Below are 14,069 nucleotides of genomic sequence, written 5' to 3'. Positions count from 1 at the left end.
CGTCAACTCTGGGTGATGACCACCTCCGACCTGCGCCAACGCATCCGCGACAAGTCGGTGATCATCTTCTCGCTGATCGTGCCGCTTGCCCTGATGTTCGTGTTCAACCTCGTCTTCGGTGGGACCGACGAGATCGAGCTCGAGCCCGTGACGGTCGCGGTATCGGCACCGGCCGACGACGAGGTTGCGGGGACGCTCGTCGAGGCGATCACCGGGACCGGCGTCATCGACGTCACCGTCGAGCAGATGTCGGCCGGGACGGCGCGAACGGCCGTGGCCGACGGCGAGGTCAACCTGGCCATGATCGTTCCGGACGGCTTCGGCCAGGACGTGCTCTCCGGCACCGGCGGCGCACTCGAGTTCGTCGAGGGGGACACCTCCGGGCTCGAGACCGGCGTCGTGATCGTCGTCAGCCAGTCCGTGCTCGACGCCTACGCGGCGGGGACCGTCGCAGCCACGGCGGGCGGCGGGCTGGGACTGAACCCCGAGGAGCTGGGGCGGGTCGCGCAGGAGGCGGCCACCGCTGGGCCGACCATCGACACCGTTGCGGGCCAGACGTCCGACGAGCAGCTCGGGCCCGGGGCCTCGCTCGTGGCCGGCCAGGCCGGTCTGTTCCTGACGTTCACGGTCGGGTTCGGCGTGCTCGGCCTGATCGCCGAGCGGCAGGAGGGCACGCTGGCCCGGCTCCAGTCGATGCCGATGCGCCCAGGCCTGATCGTGCTCGCGAAGGCGCTGACCGGGTTCATCCTCGGCGTCGTCGCGACCTCGGTCCTGCTGACTCTCGGCGGGCTGTTCTTCGACGTCTCGTTCGGACCACTCGCCCTGGTCGGGCTCCTGATCCTGTCGGTGGTCACGGCGATCACGTCACTGACGTTCATCGTGGTGCGCCTCGCCCGCACCGCCGAGCAGGCCGGCATCATCCAGTCGATCCTGGCCATGGTGCTCGGCATCTCCGGAGGCGCGTTCTTCCCGGTGAGCGCGTCCGGGGCGCTCGCGCGGGTCCTCGACCTGAACCCGATCGCGGCCTTCACCCGGGGACTCGGGATCACCTCGGGCGGCGGTGGGCTCGCCGACCTCGCGGCGCCGATCGCGATCATGCTCGGCTTCGCCGTGGTGATGCTCGTGGTGGCCCGGCTGATCCCCGACCGGGGGGTGTCCCGATGAGGACCGTCGCAGCCATCGCGGGGGTGGAGCTGCGGCGGTTCCTGCGGGACCGCTCCAACCTGTTCTTCGTGTTCGTGTTCCCCCTGATCCTGGTGGTGCTGATCGGTTCCCAGTTCGGGGCCGGGTCGTCGTCGGGCCGGGTGGTGATCAGCGGGGCGGACTCCTCGCTGCGCTCCGCCCTCGTTGCCGAGCTCGAGGAGGCCGACGTCACCGTCAGCTACGCGGCTCCGGATGCGGCGAGCGAGCAGATCGCCCGCGGCCGGGTGGACCTGGGCCTGGAGCTCACCGACGCGGCTGCGGCCGCGTTCGACGCCGACGAGGACCTGACCGTCGTGGTGACGTCGAGCTCGAGCGGCGGCGCGATCACCACCCGGCAACAGGTCGACCGGGCCCTGAACTCGCTCCAGCTGCGGCTGCGCCAGGAGGCGGCGCTCGTCGGTGCGGGTGCGGACCCGGCGGCCGTCGACGAGGCACTCGAGACCGCTGGGTCGCAGGTGGTGGCGCCCTCCGTGACGGTGACGAGTGAGTCCAGCGTCTCCGAGGCGTTCGCGGGCGCCTCCGGGTTCACGGTGGGTGCCTCCGCGCAGGTCCTGCTGTTCGTGTTCCTCAACAGCCTGGCCGGATCGGCGACCCTGATCCAGGCCCGCAAGTACCGGGTGGTGGCCCGGACCCTCGCCGCCCCGGTCGCTCCGGTGCAGGTGATCGGTGGCGAGGCGCTCGGCCGGTGGGTGATCGCCATGGTGCAGGGCTTGTACATCATGGTCGGCACCGCCCTGCTGTTCGGCGTCGAGTGGGGCAACCTCGCCCTGTCCACGCTGATCCTCGCGATGTTCGCGGCCGTGGCCGCCGGTGCTGCCATGGTTCTGGGCTCCGCGCTCGACAACGACAGTGCCGCATCGGGCCTCGGGGTGGGGCTCGGCCTGGTCCTCGCCGCGCTCGGCGGCTGCATGCTCCCGCTCGAGCTGTTCCCGGACACGCTGGCGACGGTGGCCCACTTCACTCCGCACGCCTGGGCCTACGAGGCGTTCGCCGAGGTGACCCGCCGCGGCGGCACCCTGGCGGACATCGCCGTAGAACTCGGGGTGCTCCTGGCGTTCGCCGTCGTGCTGCTGGCACTGGGGTCCGTGCTGCTGCGGCGCAGCCTGGCCCGCGCCATCTGAACCGCCCCGGGGAGATCCGACACCGGCGCCGACCCCGACGGTCGGACCGGGTCGGACCTCGCCCGACTCCTAGGCGGCGTCGAGGTAGCCGTTCGGGTTCAGCACGTACTTCTGTGCTGCGCCCTTGTCGAACTCGGCGTACCCCCGCGGCGCGTCTGCCAGCGAGATCGCGGACGCGTTCACGTTGGCGGCGATCTGCACGCGGTCGCCCAGGATGGCCATCATCAGTTCCCGGTTGTACTTCATGACCGGGCACTGACCGGTGGTGAAGGACAGCGATTTGGCCCACCCGGTGCCGAGGCTGAGGGAGAGGGCCCCCTTCTTCGCGGCCTCGTCGATCCCGCCCGGGTCGCCGGTCACGTACAGGCCGGGGATGCCCAGCGCCCCACCGGCCGCCGTGAGGTCCATCAGGTCGTTCAGGACGGTCGCCGGTGCCTCGCCGGCACCCTCGCCGTGCCCCTTCGCCTCGAACCCGACCGCGTCGATCCCGCAGTCCACCTCCGGCACCCCGAGGATCTGCTCGATCTGCTCCACCGGGCCACCCTTGGTCAGGTCCACCGTCTCGCAGCCGAACGATGCCGCCTGCGCCAGCCGGTCGGCGTTCATGTCGGCGACGATCACCGCCGACGCCCCGAGCAGCAGCGCCGAAGTGGCCGCAGCCAGGCCGACCGGGCCCGCGCCGGCCACGTAGACCGTCGAACCGACCCCGACCCCGGCCGTCACGGCGCCATGGAACCCGGTGGGAAAGATGTCGGAGAGCATGGCCAGATCCAGGATCTTCTCCATCGCCCGGTCCTTGTCCGGGAACTTCAACAGGTTCCAGTCCGCATAGGGCACCAGCACGTACTCCGCCTGGCCGCCCACCCAGCCACCCATGTCCACGTACCCGTAGGCGCTGCCCGGCCGATCCGGATTCACGTTCAGACAGATGCCGGTCTTGCGCTCCTTGCAGTTGCGGCAGCGTCCGCAGGCGATGTTGAACGGCACGGAGACCAGGTCACCCACGGCGATGAACTCCACACCGGGACCCACCTCCACCACTTCGCCGGTGATCTCATGGCCGAGGACCAGATCGGCCGGTGCCGTGGTCCGGCCGCGCACCATGTGTTGGTCCGAACCGCAGATGTTCGTCGCGACCGTCCTGAGGATGGCGCCGTGCGGCACCTTCCGGCCCACGTTCGCCGGATTGACGCCCGGTCCATCCTTCAGCTCGAACGTGGGGTAGTCGATGTCGATGACCTCGACGACACCCGGTCCCTTGTAGGCCACGGCCTTGTTGCCACCCATGTCTGATTCCCTTCACCTCATCGTGAACCCCGCCGATCCGGCGGGGCACTACCGCGTGACACGCGGCCGAGGCTCGCGGGCTGCAAGCCGAGCAGGATATGGATGTCGGGTGACCCGGGCTGCTCGGCAGCGTGGGCACGCTCCGAGTCTAGGTACCGTCACGGTTTCGGCAAGCGCGGTCGCCGGTCCGCACGCCAATCCTGACGGCGGCGACGACCTACGATCCGGTCAGGGACCGGGCGTGCGTGCCGCGCATGCTTCGCGGGCTGGCGCCGTAGCGGTTGACGAACGCCTGCCGCAGGCTCTCGGCCGAGCCGAAGCCGCACCGCCCCGCGATCTGGGACATCGAGAGCTCCGTCGTGGAGACCAGCCGGGCGGCCAGCTCGAGTCGGATCCGGCGGACCGCGCTGGCCGGCGGGAGGCCGAGCCGTTCCTGGAAGAGCCGGGTCAACTGCCGCGTGCTGACGCCGACCAGTCCGGCAAGGGTTGCCGCGCGCAGGTCGCCGTCCGGATGGGCGGTCGCGTGGTCGAGCACCCGTTTGACGACCGCGTCGTCGGCGCGCGGTGCCGCGGTGAAGATGCTCATCTGGGCCTGGTTCCCGGGACGCTGGAGGTAGGTGACCATGCCCATCGCGACCCAGCGGGCGAACTCGGCGCCGTGATCCTCCTCGACGAACGCCAGGGTCAGATCGAGGGAGGCGGTGACCCCGCCGGAGGTGGCGACCTTGCCGTCCCTGACGTAGATCGGCGCCGGGTCGAGTCGCACCCGCGGGAAGCGCTCGGCGATCTCCGCCGCGTAGAACCAGTGCGTGGTCGCGCGACGCCCGTCGAGGAGCCCGGCCGCGGCGAGCACCGAGGTGCCGGTGCAGACCGACGCGACCCGGCGGGCCCGCACGGCGAGGCGTCGGACGTGTTGGATCAGGTTGGGGCTCCGGCTCGCAGCCTCGTGGCCGAGCCCGCCGGAGACGATCAGCGTGTCGACGGTGGACACATCCGCCAGGGCTCGCTGCGCACCGAGCCGTAGGCCCGAGTCGCACACGATGTCACGACCGTCGATCGTGGCAAGCTCGGCGCGGTACGCCGGGCGGGCACCCAGCCGGTTCGCGACCGCCAGCGTCGAGGTCACGCTTGAGATGTCGACGAGTTCGGCACCCTCGAAGCCCACGACGACGACGCTCAGTGCGGCCATGTCTGCCAGCGTAGACGGGCCGGCAGGGCTCCGACCTCTGTCTCGTGTGCCGGGTATCCAAGAATTCCGGACATCGGCTCCCGAGCTGCCGTTCTCCTTGGCATCGTCGGTCAGGTCATGCCGCCCGGCAGGGCGGTCCACCGGTTCCTCGGGAGTAGTCATGTCCAGTACACAAGCGATAGGGACGGTACCCCGGCGTCATGTCGGTGCCGCCGGGATCGCGTGGATCCTCGTCGGGTCGGTCAGCGGACTCGGTCTCACCTACGGTCTTGCGGCGATGCACCGCGAGTCCATCGTCACCGGAACCACGACGCTCACCCCTGCCGCCGCCGTCGGGGTCGCGGCCCTGTGCTACCTGGCGGCGGCCGCGACGAGGACCAGGTGGGTCGCCTGGCTCGGCGTCCCGGTGTTCGGCGGACTGGCCTTCGCCGGCCTGGTCGCGGTCCTGCCCTGGTGGACGCTGTTCGTCCTGGCAGCCGTCGTCCTGCTCGGGGTCGGGGCGGTTCTGCGCACCGGCCAGGTCACCGCCGTCCAGGCGGCGGCCCTGCTCGGCTACTTCGGGATCGCGATCGTCGCGCTCCAGCTGAGCCCACGGCTCGGACTCGCGCTCGCGGCCCTGACGTTGGCCGCGCACGCCCTTTGGGACATCAAGCACTACCGCAGCGAGGCGGTCGTGATGCGCTCGCTCGCGATCTTCTGCGTCGGCCTCGACCTCACCGTCGGGGCCATCTGCCTCGCGCTGGCGGTCGCCGGCTGACGCACTGCGGGATCCGGGGCGGGGGTGGCGTCCGGACGGGGCCTCGGCGAGGATGGGCGGCATGGATGAGAAGCGGAACGACGGCGAGAAGACCTGGTACGAGGAGTTCAGCGTGTCGGGCTCGGAATTGCTCGACAAGGTCAAGGACCTCGTCCACGAGGGCAACGTGCGACGCCTCTACATCAAGAACAGCGACGGCCGGACCCTGCTCGAGATCCCGCTGACCGCGGGCGTCGCGATCACGGCCGTGACCGCGGTGTTCGCGCCCGTGCTCGTGGCGGTCGGAGCGGTCGCCGCGCTGCTCACGAAGGTCACGCTCGGGGTCGAGCGGGAGGGTGAGGCCACCCCCGAACCGGCCGAGCCGGGTGTCCCCGGGGAGGACCCGGCGCCGAACGAGGACGTCCGATAGCACCGTGCGCCGTCCCGTATCGATGTGGGGCCGGTTCGTCCGGAGGGTCTATTCGTCCACGACGCCGCCGAACTCACGACCTCGCCACCGAGCGAGTTCCTGGCCCTGATCCTCGATTGCACGGCGCAGGACTGGGCCGACCGACAGCCACGGCGTGAATCGGATGCTCATGGTGGCGCCCTTCGTGAGCGGGCGCCAGGTGCCGAGGACCTCCTCGCCGGCGGCGACGGCGCCCGGTCTGCCGATGGTGCGGAACAGGTCCTTGCGGCCCGCCTCGTCCGGCACCAACAGGTCCCGGTCCTTCGCCTGCAGCAACGGGTCGAAGGCAGCGAGCAGGCGCACCCTGTCCTCATCGGCTCCCGAGCCCTCGGCCTCGACGAGGGCGTCCAGGTCCGACTCCAGCAGGTACGTCGCACGACCCTGGACCTCCACCACGACGGCGTCCGCGGGCCAGGCCGCGACCACGTCCCGGACCGGCGCGTCCAGGTAGGCGGCCACCTCCTTCTGGGTGGCCGGGCCCAGCAGGCGCAGGTAGGCACGGATGACGTGCAGGTGCTCGGGTGCTTCGCGCGGACCGCGGGGTGCCCGGGCCGGGCCGTGACTGCGGCGACGCCAGCCCGGGATCCGGCGCAGCACCGGGGGCGAGGTGCCCGGTTCCAGTTCCAACCCGGCGTACAGGGCACTGAGCCGGAACGGCTGCTCGTACAGGTGCGTGGCCTGGCAGACCCGGCAGTAGCGCAGATACGGCTCGTCCACGCGGGCCGTCAACTGCTTGGACATCTCACCCTTGACGGTCGGCTCACTGACGATCTCACGCATGTGCCCGGCGACGACGTCGAGCGCGTCGAGGACGTCGATCCCGGCCCGGCGCAGCGGCGTGGACGCGTCGAACACCCGCTTCGCGGCGTCCGCCTCGGAGAACGGCGAGACCGCCTGCATCACCCCGGGCAGGTCGGCCCGTCGGTAGGCGTGCGGCGCCCCTCGCAGCGTCCACGCCAGGGCCAGCTCGGGCTCCGCCGTCGCCGGGGCCACGCCGCGCAACCACAACGCCCAGCCGGATCCCATCGGGCCGGTGTCCTGCACGCCCAGGTCCAGTGCGGGCGCCTGCGCGACGGCGACCGGCTCGGTGTTGGCAAGCCCTTGACGGCGCCAGCGGAACCGCAGTGCGCCGGCGCGCGAGACGGTAGCCCTTGGTCTCTGCGCATCCATCCGCCCAGGCTAGACCGGGCACCGACGCCCGACTCAGGCGGACTCGCGGACCACCAGGTCGGTCGGCATCGTCACGGGATCGAGGACGGGCCCGCCCTCGAGCTGCGCGAGCAGCATGGCGACCGCCTGGGTGGCCATCTCGTCGACGGGGTTCACCACCGTGGTCAGCGGCGGCCGGGTGCGGGTCGCCAACTCGAGATTGTCCATGCCGACCACGGCGATATCGGTGGGGATCGCGCGCCCGCTCGCGCGGATCGCGTCCATGGCCCCGCTGGCCATCAGGTCCGAGGCCACGAACACGGCGTCGAGGGTCGGGTGCCGGTCGAGCAGACGCGTCATCGCGTCGCCCCCACCGGCCACGGTGAAGTCGCCGAGTTCCACGGCATCGAACGGCAGGCCGTGCTCGGCCAGCACCCGGCGCCAGCCCTCGAGCCGGTCCGCACCAGCGCTCATGTCCGCCGGACCCGCCACGGTGCCGATCCTCCTCCGGCCCGAGTCCACCAGATAGCGGGTCGCGAGTTCCGCGGCCGCCACGTTGTCGACGTCGACGAACGTCAGGCCGGGGTGCGCGGTGAACGGACGGCCGAGGAACACCGTGGGGAGGCTGACCTCGGCCACGGAGCGCCACAGGTTGTCGTTCGCGTGGTGCGAGACGATGATCGCGCCGTCGGTGTGCCGGCCGCGGATGTACCGGTCCAGGCGGCCGTCGCCGTCTCCCGGGCTGCCGATCAGCAGCACCATCTGCAGCTCGGTCACCGCCAGCGCCTTCGTCACACCACGCAGGGTTCCCGCGAAGAAGGGGTCGTTGAAGACCCGCTCGTCGGACTCCGGCACCACGACCGCGATCGTGTCCGTGCGCCGGGTGACGAGCGAGCGTGCGGCCAGGTTCGGGCTGTAGCCGAGGTCGCGGATCGCGGCCAGGACGGCCTCCCGGGTGGCGTCCTGGACCCGCTCGTCCGCGTTGACGACCCGCGAGGCCGTGGCCCGCGAGACACCTGCCGCGCGAGCGACGTCCTCGAGCGTCGGAACGCCGGATCGTCGTGACATCGTGCTGGTCCGCCCTTCGCCGTGATTGCTGGTGCTCAAACTATCCGTCGATCCCTGGCTGCGTCCGCACGGGTCAGCCCTTGACCGCGCCGGCCATGATGCCGCTGACCAGTTGCCGTCCCGCGACCACGAACAGGATCAGCAACGGGAACGTGGTCACCAGCACCCCGGCCATGACGAGGGAGTAGTCGGTGAAGTAGTTCGCCTGCAACAGCTGGACCGCCATCGGCAGCGTCGGGTTGTTCGAGGTGAGGATGATGAACGGCCAGAAGAAGGCGACCCAGTGCTGCACGAACGTGAACAGACCGAGCATCGCGGCGGCGGGCCTGGCTGCCGGCATCGCGACGTGCCAGAAGGTCCGGATCATCGACGCGCCGTCCACCCGGGCGGCCTCGATGAGTTCGTAGGGGAGGGCCTGGTCCAGGTATTGGGTCATCCAGAACACTCCGAACGCCGAGACCATGGCCGGGACGATGACGCCGATCAGGTTGTTCGCCCAGCCGAGTTCGGTGAACAGGATGAACATCGGCACGATGCCGAGCTGAGTGGGCACCGCCATGGTGGCGATCACGAACACGAGGAGTGGTGCGCGGCCCCGATAGCGCAGTTTCGCGAAGGAGAACCCGGCAAGGGTCGAGAACGCGACGACCGCGACCGCGGCGCTGGTCGAGATGATCAATGAGTTCACGAAGGCCTTGCCGAACGGGACGCGGCCGCCGAGCACCTCGGCGATGTTCGAGAACAGGTTGCCCTCGGGCAGGATGGCCGGGATCGGGTTGCGCGCGATCGAGACGGCGTCCGAGGAGGCCAGCTGGAGCGTGTAGTAGAGCGGGTACGCGGCGACCAGCAGGACCGCGGCGAGGATCGCGTAGGTGACCCAGCCTGGGCGCCTGTTCGCGCCGCCGGTCCCGCGCCGGCGTCGTCGGGCCGCCCAGCGTGCGGCGCCGGGGCCCGCGCTCTGCGCGATGACGGGGATCGAGGACATCAGGTCTCCTTCGAGGCAGAGGTGGGTCGACCGGCGTCCGCGGCGGGGGTGTGGCCGGCTTCGCCGGAGCCGCGTGCGAGCAGCCGGGCCGCGCCTCGCGGCGAGTCGCTGGTCGCGATCCGACGGGAGATCAGGAAGTTGACCAGTGCGACCACGATGATGATGAGGAAGAGCAGCCAGGCGATCGCGGCGGCGCGGCCGAAGTTCTTCTGGTTGCCCCAGCCGACGTCGTACATGTACATGGCCACGGTCATCCAGTTCCGGGACGGCCCACCCAGGCCCTGGTCGTCGAACATGCGCGGCTCGTCGAAGATCTGCAGCCCCCCGATCGTGGCGGTGATGATGATGAAGATGATCGTCGGCCGCAACTGCGGCACGGTGACCGAGAAGAACTGGCGCAGCCGGCCGGCGCCGTCGATGATCGCCGCCTCGTACAGCTCCTGGGGGACGGCCTGCATGGCGGCAAGGAAGATGAGGGTGTTGTAGCCGGTCCAGCGGAAGTTCACCATCGTGGCGATGGCGACGTGACTGGTCAGTCGGTCCGAGTGCCAGCCCAGCGGGTCCATGCCGACCTGGGTCAGGAGGGCGTTCACGAGGCCGGAGTCGTCGGCGAACAGCCGACCGAAGATGAGCCCGACCGCGACCGGTGCCACGATGAACGGCAGCAGCACGCCCATCCGCCAGAACGTCTTCGCGCGCAGGTTCGCGTTCAGGACCGCGGCCAGGGCGATCGCTGTGATCACCTGCGGCACCGAGGAGAGCGCGAAGATCGAGAAGGTGTTGCCGATCGCCTTGATGAAGGTCGGCTGCGCGAACACGTCGCCGTAGTTGGTCAGACCCACGAAGTCACCCTGTCCGCCGAGCAGGTTCCACTCGTGCACCGAGACGTACGCGGTATACAGCAGCGGGAAGGCGCCCACCACCGCGAACAGGATGAAGAACGGTGAGATGTACAGGTAGGGCGAGACCTTGACGTCCCAGCGGCCCAACCGCTGCCGGAACCCGACCCGGCGGGCGGTGGCCTCCCGGGGCCGCTGCGCCGTCGGTGGGCGCGGGGTGATGACGCTCATGCTGCTCCTCGTGTGGGGTCGGCGGGGCGGTGACCCGCCCCGCCGACCGATGGACGATCGGCTAGAGGCCGAGGTCGGCGACCGCCTGCTCGGCGGCGGACCAGGAGTCCTCGGCGTTCTGCTCACCCGTCACGTCCACGCGCAGGATCGCATCCTGCACGCTCTGGTGGATCGCGAAGTAGTTCGGGCCCTTGTAGGGCAGGAAGCCGAGCTCGTCGACGGCGAGGGAGCGGTTGGCGAAGATCTCACCGACCGGCGCGTCGTTGAAGAACGGGTTGACGGCTCCGGTCAGGTCCGGGTTCTCATAGGCGTCGACCTGGCTCGGGAACGTGCCGGCGTTCGCGAACGCCTGCACCTGGGTCTCGGGGGACGTGAGCCACTCGGCGAGTGCCTGGGCCTCTTCGACGTGCTCGCCACCGGCGGGCACGGTCAGGTACGAGCCGCCCCAGTTGCCGCCGCCGCCGGGGAAGACGTCGGCGATGTCCCAGCCCTCGATGCCGGCCGCATTGCCCTCGATCCCCGCCTGCATCCAGGCCGGGCACAGCATCGTGGCGAAAGCGTCGTTCTGGAAGCCGGCGACCCAGTCCTCCTGCCACTGCTCGAAGCCCGCGGACAGGCCGTCGTCGGTGGACGCGGACAGCACCGCGTCGTAGGCCTCGCGCACCGCCGGGTTGGTCAGGCCGATGGGCGTGCCGTCACCCTCCTCGTAGGCGAACTCGACCTGGTTGATCATGCCCTGGTACATGGAGACGGCCGAGTCGTACCAGGCGGAGTCGGAGGCGGCCACGAACTGGCGGCCCACCTCGAAGTAGTCGTCCCAGGTGGCGTCGGCGCCGCCCAGCAGTTCGGCGACCTCCGCGCGCTCCGTGGGTAGCCCGGCAGCGGCGAACAGGTCCGCGCGGTAGCAGATCGCCTGCGGTCCGACGTCGGTGCCGTAGCCGAGCAGGCGGCCGTCCTCGGTGGTGGCGGCGGCGACCTTGCTCTCCAGCCAGCGGCCCTCGACCGCGGGGTCGGACAGGTCGGCGAAGTAGTCGGGGTACTGCAGCAGTTCGGCGAGCCAGTCGACCTCGATGGCCTCGATGTCGCTCAGACCCTCGCCGCCGGAGGCGAGGTTGGTGGTCAGGTTGGCCCGGGCGTCCTCAGCACGGGCGGCCAGCACGTGCTCGACGACGACGTTCGGGTGCTCGGCGGTGTACTGGGCGAGGAGTTCCTCGGTGTAGCCGAAGTCGTTGAACGTGGCGACCGTGAGCGTGATCTGCTCGTCGGACCCGGCGTCCGTGGTCGGATCGGGGTCGGCGTCCCCGGGGCTGCCGCCGCAGGCGGCGGTCAGGGCCAGGCCGAAGAGGCCGGCCGTCGCTACCAGTGCTCGTGTCCTACGTCGCACGATGACTCCTTCGTCGGTGGTGCGGGCGAGGCCGCACGCTCATGGGTGCCGGCGGTTCCGGCGGTGGTGGGGTTGCTGCGAATGACTCCCGGGCGACCTGACCCGAGATTGTCTAAGAGCGCTCTCACAGTCGGGCGACGATGTCCTGAGAGCGCTCTCAGGGAATAGGAGCGATAGTGGATCACGTCCGGGCGTCGCGTCAAGACCTGTGACCCAACCGAAACAATTCGGCTCGACGGCGGCCGGTGGGTTCGGGCGGGGCGCTACCTCAGCGTTCGGTGAGCCACTGCACCCCGGCCCGGCGCTCGGCGTCGAGCACGTTCTGCACGGCCTCGACCACGGCACGCTCGACGGACGCACCCAGGAAGGGCACGTTGACCTTCGCGTCGCCGTCATAGCCGATCCGGGCTCCGGCCTCGCCGTCGGGCTCCAGCGCGGTGGTGCCGGTGGCCCCGGCCGGAGCGCCCGCCACATCCATCGTGAACGTCCCGGTGCGGCGCCCGTCCGGGTCGGCGGGCTGCCAGACCTCGACGAACCGGACATCGATCGAGGCGCCGACGAAACTGCGCAGCGCGTTCGGGATCTTGTCGGTGGGCATCGCCCGCCGGGTCAGTACGGTGAAGCCGCCGTCGTCCGCGGACGTCACCTCGACGGCTGTCGAGGCGGCGCCGCTCGCCTCGATCTTGCGCCGTACGAAGTCCGGGTCGGCAAGCATCTGCGCGACGCGGCCGGTGTCGGCGGGGTAGTCGATGGCGGCGTCGAAGCGCATGGTTCTCCCTCGCTCTGGCAGGCGGGCCGACCGGCCCATCTGCGAGCGTAGCGATGGGGTCCTTCGGTCGCACACCACGGCCACGACCCGGTCTCGGCGGGCGGCCGCCGTGGCTCGCGGCCGGTGTGTGGGTGCGTAGGCTACGACCGTGTCCACGATGGGTGACCTGATCGAGAATCACAGCGACCTGACCAGTCAGGACGCCGAGTGGCTGCATCTGCTCGTGGGGGACTGGCAGGTGATCTCCGACCTCTCCTTCGCGGACCTGGTGCTCTGGCTGCCCACGAAGGACGGCGACCTGGTCGCGGTCGCACACGCCCGCCCGTCGACCGGTGCCACCGTGCACCATGACGACGTGGTCGGCAGGCGGGCCCCCGCCGGGCTTCGGACGGCGCTGCTGCAGGCGCTCGAGACCCAGGAGATCAACCGGGCCCGAGAGGCCCGCTGGAACGGTTCGTTCGCGATCCGGGAGGAGTCGATCCCGGTGGTCCGAGCCGGGCGGACCCTCGCGGTGGTCGCCCGCGAGACGCATCTCGGCGCGAGCCGCACCCCGAGCCGCCTCGAACTGAACTACGTGGAGTCGGCCGACGAGCTCTGCGGGATGATCTCGCGAGGGGAGTTTCCGCTCGCGAACGCGGCCACCGGTCCACGGCGCGGCGCGCCCCGGGTCGGTGACGGACTGGTCCGGCTGAACAGCGAGGGCGAGGTCCTGTACGCGAGCCCGAACGCCCTCAGTGCGTTCCACCGGCTCGGCGTCAGCGACGAGGTCGTCGGGCAGTCCCTTGCGGAGGTGATCACGCCCCTGCTCAAGGACCAGTCACCGGTCGACGAGTCGCTGCCGCTCGTGGTGATGGGCCGGGCCGCCTGGCGCACGGACGTCGAGTCCCATGGCGTGAGCCTGTCCCTGCGGGCGGTCCCGGTCACCGAGTACGGCCAGCGGGTCGGGGCCGTCCTGCTCGTGCGGGACGTCTCCGAGCTACGCCGCCGGGAGCGGGAACTGCTCACCAAGGACGCCACCATCCGCGAGATCCACCACCGGGTGAAGAACAACCTGCAGACGGTGGCGGCCCTGCTCCGGCTGCAGGCCCGCCGCACGGACTCCGAGGACGCCAAGTCGGCACTGAACGAGGCGATGCGCCGGGTCGCGACCATCGCGACGGTGCACGAGGCGCTCTCGCAGACCATCGACGAGGTGGTCGACTTCGACGAGGTCTTCGGGCGCACGCTGCGCCTCGTGGCCGACGTCGCCGCCGGCGAGGCGCATGTGAAGACGGTGCGCGAGGGTGCCTTCGGCAGGGTGCCCGCGACCGACGCGACCGCGCTGGCGGTGGTGCTCACCGAACTGGTGACCAACGCCGTCGAGCACGGTCTGGCGACGGACGGCGGCACCGTGACGATCAACTCCCGGCGCGAGGGCCCGATGCTTCGGGTCAGCGTCATCGACGATGGCGTCGGGATGGGGGAGGACCCCCAGATGAAGGGGCTGGGCACCCAGATCGTGCGCACCCTGGTGGCCACCGAACTGGACGGCACCATTTCCTGGCAGCCGGTGCCGGGCGGCGGTACCGAGGTCGTCCTCGAGGCCCGGGTCGGCGAACTGCGCGACTACTGACATGCGAACGGCCGGACCGCCCCAGGC

General features: G+C 70.7%; 13 protein-coding genes. 5 read left to right on the top strand and 8 right to left on the bottom strand.

The annotated features are described in order from the left end of the window. Positions 1 to 15: 15 nt before the first annotated feature. On the top strand, positions 16 to 1,164 hold the full coding sequence (locus tag EXU48_RS04650) for an ABC transporter permease (protein ID WP_133106409.1): 1,149 nt from the start codon (positions 16 to 18) through the stop codon (positions 1,162 to 1,164). Continuing rightward, on the top strand, positions 1,161 to 2,324 hold the full coding sequence (locus EXU48_RS04645; protein WP_133106408.1) for an ABC transporter permease: 1,164 nt from the start codon (positions 1,161 to 1,163) through the stop codon (positions 2,322 to 2,324). Before EXU48_RS04650 ends, EXU48_RS04645 begins: the two co-directional genes overlap by 4 nt. Before the next feature lie 69 nt (positions 2,325 to 2,393). Here EXU48_RS04645 and fdhA read toward each other — a convergent pair whose 3' ends face one another. Next, positions 2,394 to 3,611, bottom strand: a complete 1,218-nt coding sequence (gene fdhA / locus EXU48_RS04640; protein ID WP_133106407.1) for a formaldehyde dehydrogenase, glutathione-independent — start codon at positions 3,609 to 3,611, stop codon at positions 2,394 to 2,396. A gap of 217 nt (positions 3,612 to 3,828) precedes the next feature. Then, the gene (locus EXU48_RS04635; protein WP_133106406.1) at positions 3,829 to 4,800 is read right to left on the bottom strand and encodes a GlxA family transcriptional regulator; all 972 of its coding nucleotides are present in this window, start codon (positions 4,798 to 4,800) and stop codon (positions 3,829 to 3,831) included. Between the two features lie 160 nt (positions 4,801 to 4,960). Here EXU48_RS04635 and EXU48_RS04630 point away from each other — a divergent pair, with 160 nt between their 5' ends. Together EXU48_RS04630 and EXU48_RS04625 are read left to right on the top strand one after the other, a co-directional pair. Then, positions 4,961 to 5,557: a hypothetical protein gene (locus EXU48_RS04630; protein WP_133106405.1), complete on the top strand. Its 597-nt coding sequence runs from the start codon at positions 4,961 to 4,963 to the stop codon at positions 5,555 to 5,557. A gap of 61 nt (positions 5,558 to 5,618) precedes the next feature. Then, the gene (locus tag EXU48_RS04625) at positions 5,619 to 5,966 is read left to right on the top strand and encodes a DUF4342 domain-containing protein (RefSeq protein WP_133106404.1); all 348 of its coding nucleotides are present in this window, start codon (positions 5,619 to 5,621) and stop codon (positions 5,964 to 5,966) included. A 48-nt stretch (positions 5,967 to 6,014) separates the two neighbouring features. Here the strand turns inward: EXU48_RS04625 and EXU48_RS04620 are convergent, their stop codons facing one another. The 6 genes from EXU48_RS04620 to EXU48_RS04595 all read right to left on the bottom strand — a co-directional run bounded on the left by EXU48_RS04620 (position 6,015) and on the right by EXU48_RS04595 (position 12,430). Then, complete coding sequence (locus tag EXU48_RS04620; RefSeq protein ID WP_133106403.1) at positions 6,015 to 7,175, bottom strand: DNA glycosylase AlkZ-like family protein; 1,161 nt, start codon at positions 7,173 to 7,175, stop codon at positions 6,015 to 6,017. A gap of 33 nt (positions 7,176 to 7,208) precedes the next feature. Continuing rightward, a complete protein-coding gene (locus tag EXU48_RS04615; RefSeq protein ID WP_133106402.1) occupies positions 7,209 to 8,222 on the bottom strand; it encodes a LacI family DNA-binding transcriptional regulator in 1,014 nt (337 codons plus the stop codon). Between the two features lie 73 nt (positions 8,223 to 8,295). Further along, positions 8,296 to 9,207 carry a carbohydrate ABC transporter permease gene (locus EXU48_RS04610; RefSeq protein WP_133106401.1) on the bottom strand — a complete coding sequence of 304 codons (912 nt, stop codon included), beginning with the start codon at positions 9,205 to 9,207 and terminating at the stop codon, positions 8,296 to 8,298. Then, entirely contained in the window at positions 9,207 to 10,277 is a 1,071-nt protein-coding gene (locus tag EXU48_RS04605; protein WP_133106400.1) for a carbohydrate ABC transporter permease, read from the bottom strand. Before EXU48_RS04605 ends, EXU48_RS04610 begins: the two co-directional genes overlap by 1 nt. A gap of 61 nt (positions 10,278 to 10,338) precedes the next feature. Next, positions 10,339 to 11,661, bottom strand: coding sequence for an ABC transporter substrate-binding protein (locus EXU48_RS04600; RefSeq protein ID WP_133106399.1), 1,323 nt, complete (start codon positions 11,659 to 11,661; stop codon positions 10,339 to 10,341). A 268-nt stretch (positions 11,662 to 11,929) separates the two neighbouring features. After that, positions 11,930 to 12,430 (bottom strand): DUF2505 domain-containing protein, encoded by a 501-nt coding sequence (locus tag EXU48_RS04595; protein ID WP_165962682.1) that lies wholly within the window; start codon positions 12,428 to 12,430, stop codon positions 11,930 to 11,932. Positions 12,431 to 12,587: 157 nt separating this feature from the next. Here EXU48_RS04595 and EXU48_RS04590 point away from each other — a divergent pair, with 157 nt between their 5' ends. Then, positions 12,588 to 14,042, top strand: a complete 1,455-nt coding sequence (locus EXU48_RS04590; RefSeq protein WP_133106647.1) for a sensor histidine kinase — start codon at positions 12,588 to 12,590, stop codon at positions 14,040 to 14,042. The last annotated feature ends 27 nt before the right edge of the window (positions 14,043 to 14,069 follow it).

It is taken from the genome of Occultella glacieicola, assembly GCF_004353825.1.
Lineage (GTDB): Bacteria > Actinomycetota > Actinomycetes > Actinomycetales > Beutenbergiaceae > Occultella > Occultella glacieicola.
The sequence above is the reverse complement of the archived record's forward strand: the minus strand, read 5'-3'. Positions and strand labels throughout refer to the sequence as shown.

Bases quoted from the DNA above. Each gene is read 5' to 3' on its own strand.
- EXU48_RS04650 (WP_133106409.1), top strand. From the start codon at position 16: ATGACCACCTCCGACCTGCGCCAACGCATCCGCGACAAGTCGGTGATC.
- EXU48_RS04645 (WP_133106408.1), top strand. From the start codon at position 1,161: ATGAGGACCGTCGCAGCCATCGCGGGGGTGGAGCTGCGGCGGTTCCTG.
- fdhA (WP_133106407.1), bottom strand. From the start codon at position 3,611: ATGGGTGGCAACAAGGCCGTGGCCTACAAGGGACCGGGTGTCGTCGAG.
- EXU48_RS04635 (WP_133106406.1), bottom strand. From the start codon at position 4,800: ATGGCCGCACTGAGCGTCGTCGTCGTGGGCTTCGAGGGTGCCGAACTC.
- EXU48_RS04630 (WP_133106405.1), top strand. From the start codon at position 4,961: ATGTCCAGTACACAAGCGATAGGGACGGTACCCCGGCGTCATGTCGGT.
- EXU48_RS04625 (WP_133106404.1), top strand. From the start codon at position 5,619: ATGGATGAGAAGCGGAACGACGGCGAGAAGACCTGGTACGAGGAGTTC.
- EXU48_RS04620 (WP_133106403.1), bottom strand. From the start codon at position 7,175: ATGGATGCGCAGAGACCAAGGGCTACCGTCTCGCGCGCCGGCGCACTG.
- EXU48_RS04615 (WP_133106402.1), bottom strand. From the start codon at position 8,222: ATGTCACGACGATCCGGCGTTCCGACGCTCGAGGACGTCGCTCGCGCG.
- EXU48_RS04610 (WP_133106401.1), bottom strand. From the start codon at position 9,207: ATGTCCTCGATCCCCGTCATCGCGCAGAGCGCGGGCCCCGGCGCCGCA.
- EXU48_RS04605 (WP_133106400.1), bottom strand. From the start codon at position 10,277: ATGAGCGTCATCACCCCGCGCCCACCGACGGCGCAGCGGCCCCGGGAG.
- EXU48_RS04595 (WP_165962682.1), bottom strand. From the start codon at position 12,430: ATGCGCTTCGACGCCGCCATCGACTACCCCGCCGACACCGGCCGCGTC.
- EXU48_RS04590 (WP_133106647.1), top strand. From the start codon at position 12,588: ATGGGTGACCTGATCGAGAATCACAGCGACCTGACCAGTCAGGACGCC.